A 17,951-nucleotide genomic window follows, 5' to 3' on the forward strand; every position below is an offset into this window, starting at 1 on the left:
TCATCTCCTTTCAGACGCCCAGGGAGGCGCCTCCGTCGACCGTCAGGTCCTGCAGGGTGATGTGGGCGGCCCGGTCGGAGAGCAGGAACGCGACCGCGTCGGCGACGTCCGAGGGGCTCGCCACCCGGCCCAGCGGGATGCCCACCCGGTACGCCCCGGGCGCTCCCTCGACCGAGGTCCGGAGCGCGTCGGCGCCGTCCCAGAGGCCGGTCAGCATGGGGGTGTCGGTGGAGCCGGGCGCGACGACGTTGCACCGGATGCCGAACTCGGCCAGCTCCAGCCCGAGGCACTTGGTGAACGCGGTGGCCGCGGCCTTGGAGGCGGCGTAGGCGGCCATGTTCTGGCGGGCGGTCCGCGACGCGTTCGAGGCCACGGTGACGATCGACCCCGAACGCCGGGGGATCATCCGCCGCGCCACCGCCCGCGAGACGTGGAAGACGCCCGAGGCGTTGACCGCCAGGGTGTCGGCCCAGTCGGCGTCCGACAGGTCCACGGCCCGGCCGGGCCGCAGCACCCCGGCCGAGTTGACCAGCGCGCCAATGGGGCCGGTCTCGTTCTCGACCCGGTCGACGAAGGCCTCGACCTGCTCGGGGGAGGTGACGTCGGCGTCCAGGCCGACCACCGTGTAGCCGTCGCCGGCCAGGCGCTCCGCCACGGCCGAGCCGATGCCGCCGGACGATCCGGTGACCAGGGCGATCATGACAGCTCCACCCCCAGACACCGGACCGAGAACGACCGGAGCGCCTCCAGGTAGTCGGCGCGCAGCGTCTCCTCGTCGGCCTTCACGACCCGCCCGTTCACGATGACGGTCTCGACGTCGGCCGAGCCGCCGAGGGTCAGGAACGCCTCCAGCGGACGCGGGTTGAGCAGGTAGCGCCAGTCGTCGGCGCGGATCAGCACCAGGTCGGCGCGGTTGCCGACCTCCAGCGACCCGACGTCGGCGAACCCGAGGCCCTTCGCGGCGACGCGCGTGGCCATGGCCAGGGCGTCGGTCGGCAGCAGGGCGGTCGGGTCGGCGGCCATCTCCGTGTACGCCTGCCACGCCGCCGTCATGTTCTCGGCCATCCCCGGGACGGGCAAGGAGGCCCCGTCGGTCGACAACGACACGTCGAGCCCGGCGGCCCGGAGGGCGGGGATCTGCCGGGTCTCGGTCAGGGTCGACTCCCCGGCGGGACCGTATTTGGCGGGGGAATGGGTGATGTGCGCCCCGGCCCGGACGAGCAGGTCCTGCTCCTCCGGGGTGGCGAACGCGCAGTGCACGGCCGTGAAGCGGTCGTCGAGCAGCCCGAGGTCGGCGAACCGGCGTACCGGCGTGACCCCGAAGTACTCCTCCATCGCCCGCGCCTCGTTGCGCAGCGCGCCCACGTGGGCGGCGAACGGCAGGTCGTGCGTGGCGCACAGGTCGCGCAGGCCGGCGCCGAGCTCGTCGGTCATGTTGGTGGCGTACACGGCGGTGGGCCTGACCCGCACGAACGCGTCACTCAGCGCCATGAGCCCCTCGACGCGGGCCAGCGCCTCGGCGGCGTCGCGGGTGCGGCGGCCGCAGACCGCGTCGCTGACCCAGGCCGACACCGACAAGCGCATCCCGAACTCGCGCGCGGCCCGCGCCAGCGCGGCCGGCTTGTTCACGGACCCGACGTCGCCGAGCGTCGTCACGCCGGACCGCAGCTGCGTCCACAACGAGTAGCGGGCGACGGCCAGGGCCTCGTCGTCGGTGAGGGCGTCGACCAGGCCGTGGAAGCGGTCGAACGCCATCGAGATGGCCGGGATGTCGCCGCCGTGGGCCATGAAGGCCGGTTTGTCACCCCGGTCGGACGGGGGCCGCAGGGCCCCCTTGAACGGGTAGCGCAGCGCGAACATCTCGTGCCAGTGCGGGTTCACGAAACCCGGCAGCACCAGCATGCCGGTGGCGTCGAGCACCTCAGTGTCGATCGCGTCCGTGTCGGGCGCGTCGTCGAATCCGGCGATCACGCCGTCGTCGACCAGCACCGATCCGCCGGGTGTGACGGTGTGCGCGGGGTCGGCCCGGTAGACGGTGCCTCCCCTGATCAGCAGGCGGCTCATGCCCTCGCCTCCTCCAGGCGCTCGGACCAGGCCGCGATGGTCGGCGCGGCCGCCAGGTCGCGGAACTCGACCTTCAGACCGGCCCGCCGCCACTTGGTGACCAGGCGCATCATCTCCAGCGAGCCCAGCCCCAGGACGACGAGGTTGTCGTCGTCGGCCACGGAGGCCGGGTCGGCGCCGACGATCCCGGCGACGGTCGTGCGGAGTTCTTCCTTGACACTCATGCCTGCTCCTTCCAGCCCCGGGCCGCCAGCGGGTCGGCCGCGGCGGCGGCCAGGGTCTTCTTGTCGACCTTGCCGAGGGGGGTCAGCGGGAAGGCGTCCACGAACTCGATCCGGTCGGGCAGCTTGAAGTCGGCCAGCCCGCGTTCGTGCAGAGCCCGCTTGAGGTCGGTCAGCGACGGGCGGACCCGGCGGCTGACCAGGAACGCGTAGATGCGCTCGCCGAGGAACTCGTCGGGCACCGGCACCACGGCCGCGCGGTCGACGTCGGGGTGGGTGAGCAGATGCCCCTCCACCTCACCGGCGGCGATCTTGTCGCCGCCCCGGATGACCACGTCCTTGATCCGGCCCTCGATGACGAGGTCGCCGTCGGGGGTGACCGAGGCCAGGTCGCCGGTCCGGTAGAAGCCGTCCTCGGTGAACGCCGTCGCGTTGTGCTCGTCGGCGTTGTAGTAGCCGCGCAGCGTGTACGGGCCGCGCGCGAGCAGCTCGCCGTCGGCGATCCGGATCTCGTCGAACGGGGAGACGGGCCGTCCCTGGGTCGCGATCACCCGGTCGGCCGGGTCGTCGAGGCGGGACATCGACAGCAGGCCCTCGGCCATCCCGAACACCTGCTGGAGCCGGCAGCCGAGCTCGGGTTCGATCCGGGCGGCCAGCTCGGGCTGGAGCCGGGCGCCGCCGATCTGCACCAGCCGGAGGGAGGACAGGTCGTCGTCGAGGTACTCGCGGGCCTCCAGCCACAGGTGCGCGACCGTCGGCACGAGCGAGGTGACGGTGACCCTCTCCCGGGCGATCAGTTCGAAGCAGCCGTCGGCGCCCGGGTCGTCGGCCAGCACGACCGTGCCGCCCCGGTGCAGGGTCCCGACGACGCCCGGACACCCCCAGGTGAAGTTGAACTCGACGGGCAGGGCCGCCAGGTAGACGTCGTCGGCGCTCACCCTGCACAGGTCGGCGACGATCCGGGTCTGGTAGGCGTAGTCGTCGTGGGTCCGCGGGATCAGCTTCGGCAGCGCGGTCGTCCCGCCGGAGAGCAGGAAGAACGCCACGTCCGACGGGTCGGCGGCGGGGTGGGCGACGGGGTGGGCGACGGGCTCGCCGTCGAGGTCGCCGGGGGACAGGACGTGCTCGATCCCCAGTGAAAGAGCCATGTCGTGGTTCGGGCCGACATATCCGACGGCGCCGGAGACCGACGCCAGGTGGCCGACCTCGTTCGACCGGTGGGAGGCGAGCGAGAAGACCGCCTTCACCCCGGCCTTGAACATCGCGAACGCGACGACCACGAAGTCGGGCGTGTTCGGCAACTGGAGCACCACCCGGTCACCGGGCTCGATGCCGTGCCTGGCGAACCCGGCGGCGGTGCGGTCGACCCGGCGCGCCAGGTCGCGGAACGAGAGGCGCTCGTCGCGCCAGACCAGCGCGGTGCGGTCGCCGAACTCGCGGGCCCATTCGGCCGGGAGGCCGCCCAGGGCGACGCCCTGCCAGACGTGCCGCGAGCGGTAGTAGGCGGCCAGGTCCTCCGGCCACGGGGTGCAACCGGCTAACATCATGCGCTCCTTTCGGTGATCTCGACGACCGCGCAGCCCGCCTCCATGCCGGGGGCGGTGCCGATGAGCAGCACGTGGTCGCCGGGTTCGACGTCGCCGCGCGTCCAGAGCCACTCCAAGCCGATGAAGGGGTCCGCGGCCCCGGCGTGGCCGGTGGTCCGGGTGAGCTCCCAGGTGCCGGTGGCGGCGTCGACGCCGAGCGGGTCGAGGTAGACGTCGGTGAGCGGGCCCTCGGTGAAGCCGACGTGGCAGACGCGCTTCACGCGGTCGATCGAGCTGCCCGCCTCCTCCAGGGTCGTGAAGGCGACCTCGCTGACGAGTTCGCCCAGGTGGCCCATGGGCGGGGCGACGCCCTCGGCCCACCGGGCCCGCCACCAGGCGGTGCGTTCCTCGAAGTTGAGGCCGCGCGACAGGTCGGGCGGGAACAGCGTCTCGCCGCCCCGGTGCAGCTCCTCCATCGCCGGGCTGGACACCGCGCCGGCCGCCAGGACCTTCGCGAACCCGCCCCGCCGCGACACGACGGCGGCCGCGCCGCCGTCGGCCAGCAGGAACATCCGCGAGGCCCGCCACCGGTCGACCAGCGGGGTGCCGTAGTTGTCGCCGGTGGTCAGCAGGACGGCGGCGTCCTCGTCGTGCAGCAGCCCGGCGGCGAGGCGCAGGCCGGACAACATGCCGAGGCAGCCCTGGCGCACCTCCAGCGCGGTGATCGGGCGGTCGACGGTGTTGCGCAGGACGTAGTGGGGCGCGGACCAGCCGTCGGGTCCCTGGTGGTAGCTGCCGCTGTGCAGCAGCGCGACGACGTCGCCGGGTTCGTGCCCGGAGCGCTTCATCGCGACGTTCCCGGCCTCGGCGGCCAGGTCGACGGCGGGGACGTCGCCCGCCACCATCACGCTGACCATGCCGGAGCCGTCGTCGGGTGCGGGGACCGTACCGGGGAGGGCGGACCCGATCCCGGCCAGGTAGAGGTCGTCGAATCTCATGCCGCGCCCCTCACCAGGTGACGGGCGACGCTTTCGAGCTTCTCGCACGTCTCCTCGAACTCGCGCTCCGGCGTCGACTGGCCGACGATCCCGGCCCCGGCGCGCAACCAGGTCCGGCCGTCGCGGCGGTAGGCCGACCGCAGGACCAGCGCGGCGTCCATCGCGCCGGTGTGGTCGACGGTCATGACGGCGCCGCTGTAGAGGCCGCGCGCCTCGGGCTCGTGCGCCCGGATCGCCTCGTAGGCGGCCTTCTTCGGCACGCCCGACGCGGTGACGGCGGGGAAGACGGCGCCGAAGGCGTCCCAGGCCCGCATCCCGGGCGACAGGCGGCCCGACACCCGGGAGGCCAGGTGCTGGACGCTGCCCCGCTCGCGGATGGCCATGAACTCGGGCACCTCGACCGAGTCGGGCTCGCACACCCCGACCAGCTCGTCGGTGCCGACCTTGACGGAGATGGCGTGCTCGTAGACCTCCTTGGCCGATCCGTAGAGGTCGGCCCGCAGGGCCGCGTTCACCACCTCGTCGGGGGTCAGCGCGCGGGTCCCGGCGAGCGGCTGGGACACCACGTGCCCGTCCGAGGAGACCTGGACGACGATCTCGGGGCTGAACCCGGTCGCCTCCAGCCCGCCGAGGTCGAGCAGGAACGAGCGGGCCGGGTTGTTGCCGCGCCGGCCGGCCAGGTAGGTGGCCGTCAGGTCGACCTCGCCGGGCACCTCGACCACCCGCGACAGGATGACCTTGTGCAGCTCACCGGCGTTGATCGACTCGACGGCCAGCTTCACGGCCTCGCGGTAGGCGTCCTCGCCGGTGCCCCAGACGTCGAGGGGCGTCGGCTCGACGCGCCTGTGGACCCCCTCGGCGTCGACCGTCTGGAGCAGCGCCGTCAGGGTCGCGGTGTCGGCCGCCCGCAGCCGGGCGTGCCCGTCGGCGATCCGGGCCTCGGCCCGCGGCACCACCAGGTGCAGCAGCCGCCCGTCGCCCACGTGCTCCTCGGGGTAGGACAACTCGAACGCCGCCCATCCGTAGGCCCGCCACTCGGGGATCGACACGGTGTCCAGCAGCCCGGCGACCTGGTGCAGCGGGTCGCCGTTCCACGGTTCGAAGACGTCGTCGCGGCCCTCGTGCCGGAGCAGCGCCCCGGACCGGTCGAGGGTCAGCTCGGCGCGGGCGCCCCCGGCGTAGGACCAGACGCCGCCGTTCTCGTAGACGACGTGGCCGGCGAACAGGCCGGAGTCGGCGAGCCGGGCCGCGACCTCGACCGCGTCCTCGGTGAGGGGGACCTGGGTCTCGAAGTAATGCATGCCGTCCTCATTTCGCGGCGATGGCCACGGCCATGCGCTCGATCGTCGGGTCGTCGAAGAGGTCGTCGATGTCGGCGTCGGTGGCGAAGCGCGCCCTGATCCGGTCGGTCAGCGCGGCGGCCCGCATCGAGTCGCCGCCCAGGTCGAAGAAGTTGTCCTTCACACCGATGCCGTCGAGGTCGAGCGTGGTCGCCCACAGGTCGCGCAGGGTGTGCTCGACGTCGGTGCGGGGCTCCTCGTAGGGGCTGTCGACGTCCGGGCGCTCCTTGGGCGGCTCGGGCAGCGCGGCGCGGTCGATCTTGCCGTTAGTGGTCAGCGGGAACCGGCCGACGACGTACGCCGACGGCACCATGAACGAGGGCAGCAGCTTCGCGAGGGCCCGTCGCAGGTCGCGGATCGAGGGGTCGCCCTCGACGTAGGCGACCAGGCGGGTGTCCCCGGAGGTGTCCTTCTTGGCCAGCACGGCCGCCTGGCGGACGCCGGGCTGGGCGGCGATGACGACCTCGATCTCGCCGAGGTGCACCCGGTTGCCGCGCACCTTCACCTGGTTGTCGGTCCGGCCGACGATCTCGATGCTGCCGTCGGTCCAGAACCGGGCCAGGTCGCCGGTCCGGTAGAGGGTGCCCAGCTCGTGGGAGACCCACTTCTCGGCGGTCGCCTCGGGCCGGTTCAGGTAGCCGGACGACAGGCTCTCCCCGGCGACGCACAGTTCGCCGACCACGCCGGGCGGGACCGGCCGGAGCCGTTCGTCCAGGACGTAGGTGCGGACATTGGGGGTCGGGCGGCCGATGGGCGGCAGGCGCCTGGCCCGCTCGCGCTCGCCGAGCTCCCGGCCCAGTTCGGTGATGTCGCAGGTCGCCACGACGGTGGCCTCGGCGGAGCCGTACAGGTTGAAGACGTGGAAGGGCAGGTCGAGCGGCCACGACTGGACCCGCTCGCCGCAGATGCGGATGTTGCGGAGGGCGGTCTCGGCCGGCCACTCCAGGTCCCACAGGCGTTCGCACATGGCCTTCATGAGCAGCGTGTGGGTGATCCGGCTGCGGACGAGCCAGTCGCGCAGCCACTCGGGGCTGGTCACGACCGACGGCTCGGGGATGTGGACGGGCGCCCCGGCGGCCAGCACCGAGAAGCACTCGACCTCGACCATGCCGTAGCCGGGCGCGGCCAGCCAGGTGCCCCGCGACGACGGGGTGACGCCGCAGATGGTGCGCATGGAGTAGATCAGGTTCCGGGCCGCGCCGTGGCGGACCATGACGGCCTTCGGCTTGCCGGTCGACCCGGAGGTGTAGCAGACGTGGATCAGGTCGTCGGGGCCGACGGCCGTGTTGATCGGGGCGGGGGACTCCCGCCGCCAGTCGTCGCCGTCGAGGGTCACCACGTGCCCGGTGACGACGTCGCGGTGGGCGTCCATCGTCAGGGTGAGCTTCGCCGCGCCGTCCACGATCATGAACTGGACCCGGTCGGCGGGGAAGTCGGGGTCGAGCAGGATCGCCGCCGCGCCGGCCTTGAAGCAGGCGAGCTGGGCGATCAGGCTCTCGGGGCCGCGCGGGAAGCAGGTGCCGACCCGGTCGCCGGGCCGCACGCCGAGCGCGGTCAGGCGGTGGGCGAGCCGGTTGGCGTCGTCGTCGAGCTCCCGGAAGGTCATCGTGCCGCCCGGCCAGACGACGGCCGGGGCGTGCGGGGTGTCCTGGGCGATCTCGGCGACGCGTTCGTGGAAGTAGGGCGCCGGGACCGGCTCGCCGGTCTGGTTCCAGGCGACCAGCATGCGCTCGGTCTCCTCGGGCGTGAGGATCTCGACGTCGCGGACCTTCGCCGCGGGGTCGAGGAAGCGGCCCAGGTGGGCGGCGTACTGGTCGGCGGCGTCGGCGTCGAAGTCGGAGCCCCGCATCCGCAGGGTGGTCCCGTCGAACGACAGCGGGCCGATCGTGACGGGCAGCCTCGCGGCGATCTCGCCGACGGTCATGTCGCCCGTGACGTGGGAGCCGGCGATCTCGGTCTCGCCGGTGTAGCGGTGCAGCAGGGCGACGAGGGCGCGGCCCGGCGCCTCGACCCGGCGCTCGTGCGTGACGGCCGGGTCCCCGCCGGGACGGGCCAGGGGAAGAGCGGTTTCCATGATCAGTCCTTTCAGGCGGCGACGGAGGCGGCGCGTCCGGCGGTGACGGCGTCGGCGAGCTGGGCGATCATCCGGGTGGTGCGGTCCCAGCCGACGCAGGCGTCGGTGACGCTCTGGCCGAAGACCAGGCGGTCGGGGGAGCCCAGGACGAGCTCCTGCCGTCCCGAGGCGAGGAAGCTCTCGACCATCAGCCCGGCGATGCCGCGTTCACCCGCGGCGATCCGGCGGGCGACGTCGGCGACGACGACCGGCTGGCGTTCGTGGTCCTTGCCGCTGTTGCCGTGGCTGGCGTCGATGACGAGCCGGCGCGGCAGCCCGGCGCCCGCGAGGGCGTCGAGCGCGCGGGCGACGTCGAGCGGCCCGTAGTTCGGCCCGGCCGCGCCGCCGCGCAGCACGATGTGGCAGTCGGGGTTGCCGCTGGTCCGGATGACCGAGGCCAGGCCGTCGTCGTCGATGCCGGGGAAGACGTGGCCGTGGGCGGCGCAGACGATGGCGTCGATGGCGTCGCCGACCGCGCCGGTCGTGGTGTTCTTCATGCCGATCGGCATCGCCAGGCCGCTGGTGAGCTGCCGGTGCGTCTGGCTCTGCACGGTCCGGGCGCCGATCGCGCCCCAGCAGACCGCGTCGGACAGGTAGCGGGCCACGGTCGGGTCGAGGAACTCGCAGCCGGTGGGCAGGCCGAGCTCCAGCACCTTCGTCAGCAGTTCGCGCGACAGCCGCAGCCCTTCGTTGACGTCGTCGCTGCCGTCGAGGTGCGGGTCGGTGACCAGGCCCTTCCAGCCCAGCCGGGTGCGCGGCTTCTCCACGTAGACCCGCATGACGAGCAGCAGCGTGTCGGAGACCTCCTCGGCCAGGCGGGCCAGGCGCTCGGCGTAGGTGAGCGCGGCGGCCGGGTCGTGCACCGAGCAGGGGCCCGTCACGACCAGCAGGCGGTCGTCGGTGCCGTCGAGCACCCGGGCGACCTCCTCCCGGCCCTTGAGCAGGGTGCGGGCGGCCAGGTCGCCCACCGGGACCTCGGCGCGCAGTTCGGCCGGGGTGAGCAGCGGTTCCACCGCGGAGATGCGGGCGTTCACCGGACGCATGGCGTGTCCTCCCTCGTAAGCACTGCCGCGGAGAAGGTGAAGCCCATGCCGGTGCCGAGCACCAGCACCGTGGCCCCGGGCGCGAGCAGGTCGTCGCGGATCAGGTGGTGCAGCGCGTAGAGGCCGTCGGCCGGGCCGAGATGCCCGGTGGTCAGGCCGAGGTCGAGCAGGGTGTTCCTCGGCGTGTAGCCGTCGAACGGGCGGACGAAGCCGTCCTGGTGGAGGGCCCGTCCCACGAACGGGGTGACGAACCAGTCGATCTCATCGAGGCTCTTGCCGGCCTCGTCGAGGGCCCGGGTGACCACGCTGCGGGTGCGCTCGGCCGACCGCCGCCGCACGTCCTTCAGCGACAGGCCGCCGTGGGCGAGGAACGCCCGGGTGCGGCCGCGCATGTCGGCTCCCGGCTGGGGCGCGGTGCGGAACGGTTCGTCCCCCCGCGACAGACCCTCGAGCGTGGCGTCGGTCTCCGACACCAGGCTGCGGAGCCGGAGCTGCCCGCTTCCTCTCGTCAGCACGGCCGCCGCCGCGCCGTCCCCGAACACCATGCCGGGCGACAGGTACCACCGGTCGGCGGGCGGGGCGAACCGGTCGGCGACGGTGATCAGCGCCGAGGGGGTCTCGGGCCGGGCGGCGAGTACGGTCGCCGCGATCTCCAGGGCGCCCAGGGAGCCGTTGGAGGCCGCCTGGACCGACATCGGCATGCCGCGCAGCTCGGTGCCGAGGAGCTCCCCGGCGATCCAGCAGGCGGCCGGCCACATGTCGACGCCCTGGAAGTGGCTGTGGCTGTGCAGGTAGAAGGTGTCGGGGCCGACGGCCGCGCCGCCGTCCTCGGCCGACTTGACCGCGCGGCGCCCGGCGGCGACCGCCATCTCGGGCGGGGCCTGCCGCGACATCGCGACCGAGACCTGCCCGGTGCTCCTCGCGGCCTCGGCCGAGTAGTCGCCGCAGGCGACGGCCCGCTCGACCGGCACCCGTTCGCCGAGCGTGCCGCCGGTTCCGGCGACCCAGATGTCATCGAACCGCATCGCTCGGGATCCTTTCTGCTAGATCGAAGGCGTGTAACCAGGCCACGTGGTCGTGCAGGTCCGTCTCGGACAGCGCGGCCAGCATGGTGTTCCGGTCGCGGGCGGCCTGGCCCGCCGGGTGGTAGAGGTGCTCGCCGAGCCGGCGGGCGGTCAGCGTCGCCTTCGCGGTGCGCTCCCGCCGCAGCGCGGCGTAGGTGTCGAGGTCGGGGAAGACCCTGCCGAGCACGACCGCGTCCTCCAGAGCCGTGCAGGCGCCCTGGGCGGCGTACTGGAGCATGGGGTGGGCCGCGTCGCCGAGCAGGGCCACCCGGCCGTCGGTCCAGGTGTCGACCGGGTCGCGGTCGCAGAGCACCCAGGTCCGCCACTCGTCGCCGAGTTCCAGCAGCGCTGCGGCCGTGTCGCTCAGGCCAGGGAACTCCTTGCGTACGCGGTCCCGCGCGACCGGCTCGCCCGCGACCTCCCGGGCGGCTCCGTCGTCGCGGGTGGCGGCCAGGTTGAGGAACCGGCCGCCGCCGATCGGGTAGTGCACGAAGTGCCACTTGGGCCCGGCCCACAGGGTGACGACGTTCCACCGCAGTTCGGCCGGGACCCGGTCCATCGGGATGACCGACCGGTAGATGGTGTGGCCGGAGACCCGGGGACGGCCGTCGCCGACGAGCTGGGCCCGGACCGCCGAGCGGATGCCGTCGGCGCCGATCAGGTAGTCGGCCTCGAAGCCGTCCACGACGACCTTGGCGGCGCTCTGCGTGTAGCCGGTGACCGTGTGGCCCGGCAGGAGCTCGATGCGGCCGTCGGCGCGGCAGGCGTCCAGCAGCGGCTGGTAGAGGTCGCCCCGGGCGACGACGGCGTAGGGGTTGCCGAAACGTTCCCGGTAGGCGCCCGTGAGGGGCAGCCCGGCGACGCGCCGGCCGGTGGTGCCGTCCATGAAGCGCAGTTCGTCGATGAAGACCGCGCGGTCGCGCACCCGGTCGCCCACGCCCAGCAGGTCGAGGGCGCGGAACGCGTTGGGCGCGAGCTGGATCCCCGCGCCGAGTTCGGCGAACCGGTCACCGCGTTCGAGCACGGTCACGCGATTGCCCTCTCGGGCGATCGAGAGCGCGGCCGCCAGGCCGCCGATCCCGCCGCCGGCGATCAGTGTGTTCGCCATGTCCGTCCTTTCGCTGTTACCGCTTAAAACGCTATGGCGGTAACTAAGGCCGAACAATGGCATCTCGATTAGCGCTTGTTATGCAATAAAAAGAGCCGGTCTCCCCGAAAGGAGACCGGCTTTTCCGCGGTTCTGTCAGGCGTCGACTTTCTCCCTTTCGACCGCGGGCTTCCGCGACGGCAGGACCGCCGCCGCGATCAGCGCGATCAGCACCGACAGGACCACGCTGATGCCGAACGCGACGTGGTAGCTGCCGATGTTGCCCGGATCGGTGGTCGGCACCGCCGCCGTCACGGCGACGGCCAGCAGCAGCCCGACCCCGAGCTGGCGCAGCGAGTTGTAGAGGCCGCTGGCCAGGCCCATCCTCGGCCCGTCGACCCCGGTCGTGGCGGCCACCGCCGTGGAGATCATCATGACGGTGACGCCGAGCCCGATCAGCACGCCGCCGGGCAGCACGTGCAGCCAGTAGCTCCCGCCCACGGGCACCGTGAGCAGCCAGGCCGAACCGGCGGTCAGGAACGCCGCGCCCCCGATGAGCACGGGCCGGGGCCCGACCCGCCCGGTCAGGTCGGCCACGAACTTGGCCGACAACACCGTCACGACGGCCTGCGGGAAGAACGCGACGCCGGTCTGGATGGCGGAGTAGCCGAGGCCGTGCTGCATGTAGAGGGTCAGGAAGTAGGTCGAGATCGACATGACGCCGCCCGACAGGAACGCGATCGAGTCGCCCGCGACGACGCCGCGGATCCGGAAGATGGACAGCGGCACCAGCGGGTGCTCCCGCCTGGTCTGGAGCACGAAGAACGCGGCGAGCAGCACCGCCGCCCCGATGAGCGGGTAGACGACGCCGGGGGCGCCCCAGCCGTGGTCGGTCGCGGTGGTGAGGGCGTAGGTCAGCGCGCACATCCCGGCCGTGACCAGGATCGCGCCCGGGACGTCGATCTTCTGGGTGCGCGTCGTGACGTGGTCGGGGGCCAGGCGGCCGACCGCCCGCAGCACCAGCGCGACGCCGACCGGGACGTTCACGAACATGACCGCCCGCCAGCCGAACAACTCGGTGAGGATGCCGCCGAAGAGCACCCCGCCGGTGAACCCGGCCGAGGCGACCGCGCCGAAGATGCCCATGGCCTTCGCGCGTTCCTTGCCTTCGGGATAGCCCGCCGCGATCAGCGCCAGCACGGCCGGCGACACCGCCGCCGCCGAGAGGCCCTGCAGCGCGCGGGCGACGATGAGCACGATCGGCTCGGTCGCCACCCCGCCCAGTAAGGAGGCCGCGGTGAAGACGGCCAGCCCGCCGACGAACATCCTCTTGCGTCCCACGATGTCGCCGAGCCGCCCGCCGACCAGCAGGAACCCGCCGAAGAACAACGCGTACGCGCCGACGACCCACTGCAGGGCGCTGTCGGTGAAGCCGAGGTCACGCTGGATGGAGGGCAGGGCGACGTTGACGATCGCGAAGTCCAGGACCAGCACGAACTGGGCCATGCACAGCAGTGCCAGGGCCGGTTTCCGGTTCTCCTGGAACATGGGGTTTCCTCCTCTAACTTGATTGTTACCAGTGAAATTCGTTTACTGGTAAGCATGAAAGGTCAGCCGGGAGACAGGGAGATCGCGCCGGGCCCGCTGGCGCTCGTTCAGTCGTTCGTGAACAGCGTCAACGTGGAGTTCGGGCCCGACGAGTTCGCGACCATCGAGGGGGCCGCGCGCTGGCTCGCCCGCCACGGCTTCACGCCCGAGGTGGGGGAGCTCGACCGGCGCGACGCCGTCACCCTGCGGGAGGCGCTGCGCGCCGTGCTCCGCGAGAACAACGGCGCCGCCCCCGACCCCGAGGCCCGGCTGACGATCGGTCACGTCGCCCGCGACTGCCCGCTGGTCGTGTCGGGCGACACCCTGGGCCTGCGCCCGGTCCAGCAGGACGTGCGCGGGGTGTTCGCGACGATCCTCGGCACGGTCGCCGCCGCGGTGGCCGACGGCTCGTGGTCCCGCCTCAAGGCCTGCCGCGAGCACCGCTGCGAATGGGCCTTCTACGACCGCTCCCGGAACCGGGGCAGCCGCTGGTGCTCGATGGCCGTCTGCGGCACGCGCGCGAAGATGCGCACCTACCGCCAGGGCGCGGCCGGTCACGGGGCCGCCTCCCGTCCCAGCAGGTGACGGGCGACGACGAGTTTGGTCGCGGCGGCGGTGCCGTCGGCGAGCTGGAGGCCGATGACGTCTCTGAGGCGCTGGGCCACCGGCCCGTCCTCCGACCAGCCGAGGTGGCCCATCGTGAGGAGCGACTGGTGCACGGCCTCCATGGCGGCCTTCGGGGCCCACCACTTCGCCATGTTCGCGGGCAACCGGGGGTCGCGGCCCGCGTCGGCGGCGGCCAGGGCCTCGTAGGAGACCAGGCGGGCCGCGTGAAGCATGGTCGCGTGTTCGACCAGGGGGAAGGCGACCGACTGGAACTTCCCGATCGGCCGGCCGAAGGCCTCGCGCCGTCCGGCGTGGGCCATGGCCTCGTCCAGGGCCGCCTGCCCGACGGCGACGGCCATCAGGGAGATCAGCGCCCGGGAGACCCCGAAGCCGCGCATGACCTCCACGAAGCCCGCGCCCGGACGGCCGACGAGGTCCTCGTCGGCGACCCGCAGGCCGTCGAGGGCGAAGCGGCCCCGCCCGCCCGAGCGGCAGCCCAGGTCGGTGTGCAGCTCGCGGCGCACGCCGTGCAGCGGGGTGTAGAAGGCGCTGATGCCGCGGGCCCCGGCCTCGCCGGTCCGGGCGAACAGCAGGCCGTGGGTGGCGTAGGCGGTGGCCATGATGGACGTCTTCTCGCCGGTCAGCCGCCAGCCGTCGGCGGAGTGCTCCGCGACGGTCTCGATGGCCGCCGCGTCGGTCCCGTGGCCGGCCTCGGTGAGGCCGAGGGCGACGACGGACGTGCCGGCCGCGATGCCGGGGAGCCAGCGGGCGAGCTGGGCCGGATCGCCGTTGGCGGCCAGCACGCCGCCGACCAGCGCCGCGTTGAGCACCGGGTAGCAGACCGACAGGTCGGCCGCGGCGAGCTCTTCGAGCACGATGCCGACGCTGACGGCGTCCAGGCCCTGACCGCCGAACTCCTCCGGGACGCGCACACCGAAGAGTCCTTCGGCGGCCATCTCGGCCAGCAGCCCGGGGCGGTATTCGGCCCGCCGGTCGCTCTCGGCCCGGAAGGGCGCGACCCGGTCGGCGGCGAACTCGCGCACCCGTTTGGCCAGCGTCTCCTGCTGGGGTGTGAAGTCGAGGTTCATCGCAGCCCCTCCCGCAGGGCGAATTTCTGGATCTTCCCGGACGGCGTGCGCGGCAGCGACGGCACGAGCTCCAGCCGTTCCGGCCAGTACTGCTTGGCCATGCCGAGCCCGGCCAGGTGCACCCGGAGGTCGTCGAGCGTCACCCCGGACGAGGCCACCAGCACCGCGCAGGCCCGCTCGCCGAGCCGCTCGTCGGGGTAGCCGACGACCGCCACGTCACGGACGGAGGAGTGCCGCAGCAGCGCGGCCTCGACCTCGACGACCGGGATGTTCTCGGCACCGCGCATGATGACGTCCTTGGCGCGCCCGGTGATCCGGATGCCGCCGTGACCGTCGTCGCGGGCCAGGTCGCCGGTGTCGAACCAGCCGTCGTCGGTGAGGCAGGCCCGGTAGACGTGCTCGCGCCGGAAGTAGCCGGCGCACTGCGAGGCGCCCCTGACCTGTAACCGGCCCTCGCCGGTGATCCGCACCTCCATGCCGGGCACGACGGTCCCGTCGCTCTCGGCGGCCCGCATCGGCGGGTCCTCCGGCCGGGTGATGGTGACGCAGCCGTTCTCGGTCATGCCCCACAACGCGTAGAGGCGGCAGCCGAGCACGTCGCGGGCGCGTTCGACCAGGTAGGGCGCGATCGGCGCGCTGCCGGTCGCGAAGGTCTCCAGTTTGCGGAGGTCACGCGGCCGTTCGGCCTGTGCCTCGATGAGGTCGGACAGGAACGTCGGGGCGCCCATGAAGAAGGTGACGCCGCGTTCCTGGAGGATGTCGAGCATCCGGCCGGCGTCCCACGACTCGACGTGCACGGCGGTCCCGCCCAGCAGCAGCGGCATGAACAGGTTCCAGGTGAACCCGGCCTGATGGGTCGTCGGCGACCCCATGGCCGTGACGACGCCGTCGGTCAGGTGGAGCACGTCGGCCTGCGCCCGGTTCATCGCGTGGAGGCTGTCGTGGGTGTGCACGACGCCCTTCGGCTCCCCGGTCGTGCCGGAGGTGAACGCCACCTGCGCCGGGTCGCCCGGACCCGATTCGGCGACCCCGTCGAGGGCCGGCGAGGGAAGCTCCAGGTCGTCGACGAACAGGGTGTGGCGCAGTGTGGGCGCGTCCACGTCGTCGATCATCCGCCGGTACGAGAACCCGCGGAACTCCGCCTTCGCGATGTAGACCGGGCTCTCGGTCAGGTTCAGCATGAACTGGACCTCGCGCCTGCGCATGATCGGCACGACCGGCCCGGGGACCGCCCCGATCCGGTAACACGCCAGGATCAGCGCCGCGAGCTGCCACGAGTTCGGCAACTGCAACGTCACGACCTGGCCTCTGCCGACGCCGAGCCCGCGCAGCAGGGTGGCCATGCGGTCGACGCGGTCGAGCAGCTCTCCGTACGTCAGCTCCACGGCCCCGCCGTCCTGGTAGCAGACCAGGGCGAGCTTGCCGGGAGGATGGGCGCGCAGGTCGTCCATGATGGTCATCGCGGATCCCTCCCCAGCGCGGAACGAGCCTTGGCGGCGACCGCGGCCGAGGTGACGCCTCCGCGTTCGGCCAGATATCGCTGCCCGCCGGAGACGGGGACGAACGCGTCGGGCATCGCAACCCGGAGCACCAGGTTGGGTGCGATCTCGGCGAGCGACTCGGCGACGGCGGCGCCGAACCCGGCGTTCCGCCAGTGCTCCTCGACGGTCACGACGATTCCGGAGCGCCCGGCGTGGGCGGCGATCGTGGCGACGTCGAGCGGCTTCACGGTGTGCACGTTCAGCACCGACGCGCTGACGCCCTCGGCGGCCAGCGTGTCGGCGGCGTCGAGCGCGGCCAGCACCGGATAGGGCCCGCAGGCCGCGATCGTGACGTCGGCGCCGTCCCTGAGCACCTGGGCCAGGCCCAGCGTGACCGGCGGCGCGTCGGGCAGCCCGGGCGTCGCGTTGCGGCCGAGCCGCAGGTAGGCCGGGCCCGTGAGGCGGAGCGCCTGCCGGAACAGGGTCCCGGTCTGCGGGCCGTCGGCCGGGACGACCACGGTCATGTTGGGCAGCGTCCGCATCACGGCCAGGTCCTCCAGCGCGTGGTGGGTCGGCCCGAGGTGGCCCGCGGACACGCCCGAATGGGTCGCGGCGATCCGCACCGGCAGGTTGTTGAGCGCGATGTCGATCTTCACGGCCTCGTTGGCGCGCGACGACGCGAACGCCGCCATCGTGTTGACCAGCGGCATCCGGCCCGACTTGGCGAGCCCGGCCGCCGCGCCCATCAGCGTGTGCTCGGCGATGCCGAGGTTGACATAGCGCTCGGGGAACTGGGCGGAGTCGAACAGGCCGGTGTCGGAGTCGAGGCAGACCAGCCGCTCGTCCCGCGGCAGCAGGTCGAGCACGGCGTCGCGGTAGACCTCGCGTGAGGACGCGGTCATGACGCGGCCCCCCTTCGCAGCGCGGCGAGGGCCCTGGCGTGCTGACGTTCGCCCAGCTTGGCGTAGTGGCTGCGGGGCTGGTCCTCGACGAACGGGATGCCCTTGCCCTTCACGGTGTGGGCGATCACGACGGTCGGGCGGCCGGGTGCCGGCGGTTCGGTCAGCGCGGCCTCCAGCTCCTCGCAGGAGTGGCCGTCGACCTGGCGTACCGACCAGCCGAAGGCCGACCACCGGTCGGCCAGCGGTTCGAGCGCGTCGATCGTCTCGGTCGCGCCGGTGATCTGGAGCCGGTTGCGGTCGACGATCGCGACGAGGTTGTCGAGCCGCTGGGCGGCGGCCACCGAGGCGGCCTCCCAGACCGAGCCCTCCTGGAGCTCGCCGTCGCCCATGACGACGAAGCAGCGCCGGTCGGCGTGGTCGAGCCGGAAACCCAGCCCGAACCCGACCGCCAGCGCCAGCCCGTGGCCGAGCGAACCCGAGGGCATCTCGACGCCGGGGATCTCGGGGTGCGGATGGGCCATGAACTCACTGCCGGGGCGGGCGTACTCGTCCAGGCGCTCCGGAGGGAAGAACCCGGCCTCGGCGAGCGCGGCGTAGAGCGCCAGCCCGCCGTGCCCCTTGCTCAGCAGCAGCACGTCCCGGTCGGGCCGGGCCGGGTCGAGCGGATCGACCCGCAGCACCCGCGTGTACAGGGTGGCGAGGATCTCCGCGAGCGACATCGAGCCGCCCAGGTGGCCGCCCTCGGGGCCGGCGCACAGGTTGACGACGTGCTCCCTGATCCGGGCGGCCGTCCCGGCCGCCGGCGGGGCGTCGATGGTGGTGGTCATCGCT

At 73.0% G+C, this 17,951-nt stretch carries 16 protein-coding genes; 1 reads left to right on the top strand and 15 read right to left on the bottom strand.

Features of this window, described 5'->3' with window-relative positions; translation table 11 throughout:
- Positions 1 to 10: 10 nt before the first annotated feature.
- From QSK34_RS27920 to QSK34_RS27970, 11 genes are all read right to left on the bottom strand, one after another.
- Positions 11 to 700, bottom strand: coding sequence for an SDR family oxidoreductase (locus tag QSK34_RS27920; protein ID WP_285588213.1), 690 nt, complete (start codon positions 698 to 700; stop codon positions 11 to 13).
- Entirely contained in the window at positions 697 to 2,064 is a 1,368-nt protein-coding gene (locus QSK34_RS27925; RefSeq protein ID WP_285588215.1) for an amidohydrolase family protein, read from the bottom strand. Before QSK34_RS27925 ends, QSK34_RS27920 begins: the two co-directional genes overlap by 4 nt.
- Positions 2,061 to 2,288: a phosphopantetheine-binding protein gene (locus QSK34_RS27930; RefSeq protein WP_161481913.1), complete on the bottom strand. Its 228-nt coding sequence runs from the start codon at positions 2,286 to 2,288 to the stop codon at positions 2,061 to 2,063. Before QSK34_RS27930 ends, QSK34_RS27925 begins: the two co-directional genes overlap by 4 nt.
- Positions 2,285 to 3,832, bottom strand: a complete 1,548-nt coding sequence (locus tag QSK34_RS27935; RefSeq protein ID WP_353051436.1) for a (2,3-dihydroxybenzoyl)adenylate synthase — start codon at positions 3,830 to 3,832, stop codon at positions 2,285 to 2,287. The genes QSK34_RS27930 and QSK34_RS27935 overlap by 4 nt, the downstream gene beginning before the upstream one ends.
- Positions 3,829 to 4,809 (bottom strand): ketoacyl-ACP synthase III family protein, encoded by a 981-nt coding sequence (locus tag QSK34_RS27940; protein WP_285588217.1) that lies wholly within the window; start codon positions 4,807 to 4,809, stop codon positions 3,829 to 3,831. Before QSK34_RS27940 ends, QSK34_RS27935 begins: the two co-directional genes overlap by 4 nt.
- The gene (locus QSK34_RS27945) at positions 4,806 to 6,110 is read right to left on the bottom strand and encodes a salicylate synthase (protein WP_161481916.1); all 1,305 of its coding nucleotides are present in this window, start codon (positions 6,108 to 6,110) and stop codon (positions 4,806 to 4,808) included. The genes QSK34_RS27940 and QSK34_RS27945 overlap by 4 nt, the downstream gene beginning before the upstream one ends.
- Positions 6,111 to 6,117: 7 nt before the next feature.
- Positions 6,118 to 8,223 carry a non-ribosomal peptide synthetase gene (locus QSK34_RS27950; protein WP_285588220.1) on the bottom strand — a complete coding sequence of 702 codons (2,106 nt, stop codon included), beginning with the start codon at positions 8,221 to 8,223 and terminating at the stop codon, positions 6,118 to 6,120.
- Between the two features lie 11 nt (positions 8,224 to 8,234).
- Positions 8,235 to 9,305 (bottom strand): 3-deoxy-7-phosphoheptulonate synthase, encoded by a 1,071-nt coding sequence (locus QSK34_RS27955; RefSeq protein ID WP_285588222.1) that lies wholly within the window; start codon positions 9,303 to 9,305, stop codon positions 8,235 to 8,237.
- Positions 9,293 to 10,330, bottom strand: coding sequence for a ketoacyl-ACP synthase III family protein (locus QSK34_RS27960; protein WP_285588224.1), 1,038 nt, complete (start codon positions 10,328 to 10,330; stop codon positions 9,293 to 9,295). Before QSK34_RS27960 ends, QSK34_RS27955 begins: the two co-directional genes overlap by 13 nt.
- Positions 10,317 to 11,477, bottom strand: a complete 1,161-nt coding sequence (locus tag QSK34_RS27965) for an FAD-dependent monooxygenase (protein WP_285588226.1) — start codon at positions 11,475 to 11,477, stop codon at positions 10,317 to 10,319. The genes QSK34_RS27960 and QSK34_RS27965 overlap by 14 nt, the downstream gene beginning before the upstream one ends.
- Before the next feature lie 135 nt (positions 11,478 to 11,612).
- Positions 11,613 to 13,004, bottom strand: a complete 1,392-nt coding sequence (locus tag QSK34_RS27970) for an MFS transporter (protein WP_285588228.1) — start codon at positions 13,002 to 13,004, stop codon at positions 11,613 to 11,615.
- A gap of 54 nt (positions 13,005 to 13,058) precedes the next feature.
- Here QSK34_RS27970 and QSK34_RS27975 point away from each other — a divergent pair, with 54 nt between their 5' ends.
- Positions 13,059 to 13,628, top strand: coding sequence for a CGNR zinc finger domain-containing protein (locus tag QSK34_RS27975; RefSeq protein WP_285588230.1), 570 nt, complete (start codon positions 13,059 to 13,061; stop codon positions 13,626 to 13,628).
- On the opposite strand, the gene QSK34_RS27980 is transcribed toward QSK34_RS27975, so the two are convergent.
- The 4 genes from QSK34_RS27980 to QSK34_RS27995 are packed head-to-tail and all read right to left on the bottom strand — an operon-like array spanning position 13,598 to position 17,947.
- Positions 13,598 to 14,737 carry an acyl-CoA dehydrogenase family protein gene (locus QSK34_RS27980; protein WP_285588232.1) on the bottom strand — a complete coding sequence of 380 codons (1,140 nt, stop codon included), beginning with the start codon at positions 14,735 to 14,737 and terminating at the stop codon, positions 13,598 to 13,600. The two genes, QSK34_RS27975 and QSK34_RS27980, sit on opposite strands and share 31 nt — an antisense overlap.
- Positions 14,734 to 16,197 carry an AMP-binding protein gene (locus QSK34_RS27985; protein WP_285588234.1) on the bottom strand — a complete coding sequence of 488 codons (1,464 nt, stop codon included), beginning with the start codon at positions 16,195 to 16,197 and terminating at the stop codon, positions 14,734 to 14,736. The genes QSK34_RS27980 and QSK34_RS27985 overlap by 4 nt, the downstream gene beginning before the upstream one ends.
- Entirely contained in the window at positions 16,194 to 17,120 is a 927-nt protein-coding gene (locus tag QSK34_RS27990) for a transketolase family protein (protein ID WP_285588236.1), read from the bottom strand. Before QSK34_RS27990 ends, QSK34_RS27985 begins: the two co-directional genes overlap by 4 nt.
- A complete protein-coding gene (locus tag QSK34_RS27995; RefSeq protein ID WP_285588239.1) occupies positions 17,117 to 17,947 on the bottom strand; it encodes a transketolase in 831 nt (276 codons plus the stop codon). Before QSK34_RS27995 ends, QSK34_RS27990 begins: the two co-directional genes overlap by 4 nt.
- Between the last annotated feature and the right edge of the window lie 4 nt (positions 17,948 to 17,951).

Origin of the sequence: Herbidospora sp. NBRC 101105 (assembly GCF_030269205.1) — a bacterium.
GTDB lineage: Bacteria > Actinomycetota > Actinomycetes > Streptosporangiales > Streptosporangiaceae > Herbidospora > Herbidospora solisilvae.

Coding starts and splice junctions, on each gene's coding strand:
- QSK34_RS27920 (WP_285588213.1), bottom strand. CDS start 700: ATGATCGCCCTGGTCACCGGATCGTCCGGCGGCATCGGCTCGGCCGTG.
- QSK34_RS27925 (WP_285588215.1), bottom strand. CDS start 2,064: ATGAGCCGCCTGCTGATCAGGGGAGGCACCGTCTACCGGGCCGACCCC.
- QSK34_RS27930 (WP_161481913.1), bottom strand. CDS start 2,288: ATGAGTGTCAAGGAAGAACTCCGCACGACCGTCGCCGGGATCGTCGGC.
- QSK34_RS27935 (WP_353051436.1), bottom strand. CDS start 3,832: ATGATGTTAGCCGGTTGCACCCCGTGGCCGGAGGACCTGGCCGCCTAC.
- QSK34_RS27940 (WP_285588217.1), bottom strand. CDS start 4,809: ATGAGATTCGACGACCTCTACCTGGCCGGGATCGGGTCCGCCCTCCCC.
- QSK34_RS27945 (WP_161481916.1), bottom strand. CDS start 6,110: ATGCATTACTTCGAGACCCAGGTCCCCCTCACCGAGGACGCGGTCGAG.
- QSK34_RS27950 (WP_285588220.1), bottom strand. CDS start 8,223: ATGGAAACCGCTCTTCCCCTGGCCCGTCCCGGCGGGGACCCGGCCGTC.
- QSK34_RS27955 (WP_285588222.1), bottom strand. CDS start 9,305: ATGCGTCCGGTGAACGCCCGCATCTCCGCGGTGGAACCGCTGCTCACC.
- QSK34_RS27960 (WP_285588224.1), bottom strand. CDS start 10,330: ATGCGGTTCGATGACATCTGGGTCGCCGGAACCGGCGGCACGCTCGGC.
- QSK34_RS27965 (WP_285588226.1), bottom strand. CDS start 11,477: ATGGCGAACACACTGATCGCCGGCGGCGGGATCGGCGGCCTGGCGGCC.
- QSK34_RS27970 (WP_285588228.1), bottom strand. CDS start 13,004: ATGTTCCAGGAGAACCGGAAACCGGCCCTGGCACTGCTGTGCATGGCC.
- QSK34_RS27975 (WP_285588230.1), top strand. CDS start 13,059: ATGAAAGGTCAGCCGGGAGACAGGGAGATCGCGCCGGGCCCGCTGGCG.
- QSK34_RS27980 (WP_285588232.1), bottom strand. CDS start 14,737: ATGAACCTCGACTTCACACCCCAGCAGGAGACGCTGGCCAAACGGGTG.
- QSK34_RS27985 (WP_285588234.1), bottom strand. CDS start 16,197: ATGACCATCATGGACGACCTGCGCGCCCATCCTCCCGGCAAGCTCGCC.
- QSK34_RS27990 (WP_285588236.1), bottom strand. CDS start 17,120: ATGACCGCGTCCTCACGCGAGGTCTACCGCGACGCCGTGCTCGACCTG.
- QSK34_RS27995 (WP_285588239.1), bottom strand. CDS start 17,947: ATGACCACCACCATCGACGCCCCGCCGGCGGCCGGGACGGCCGCCCGG.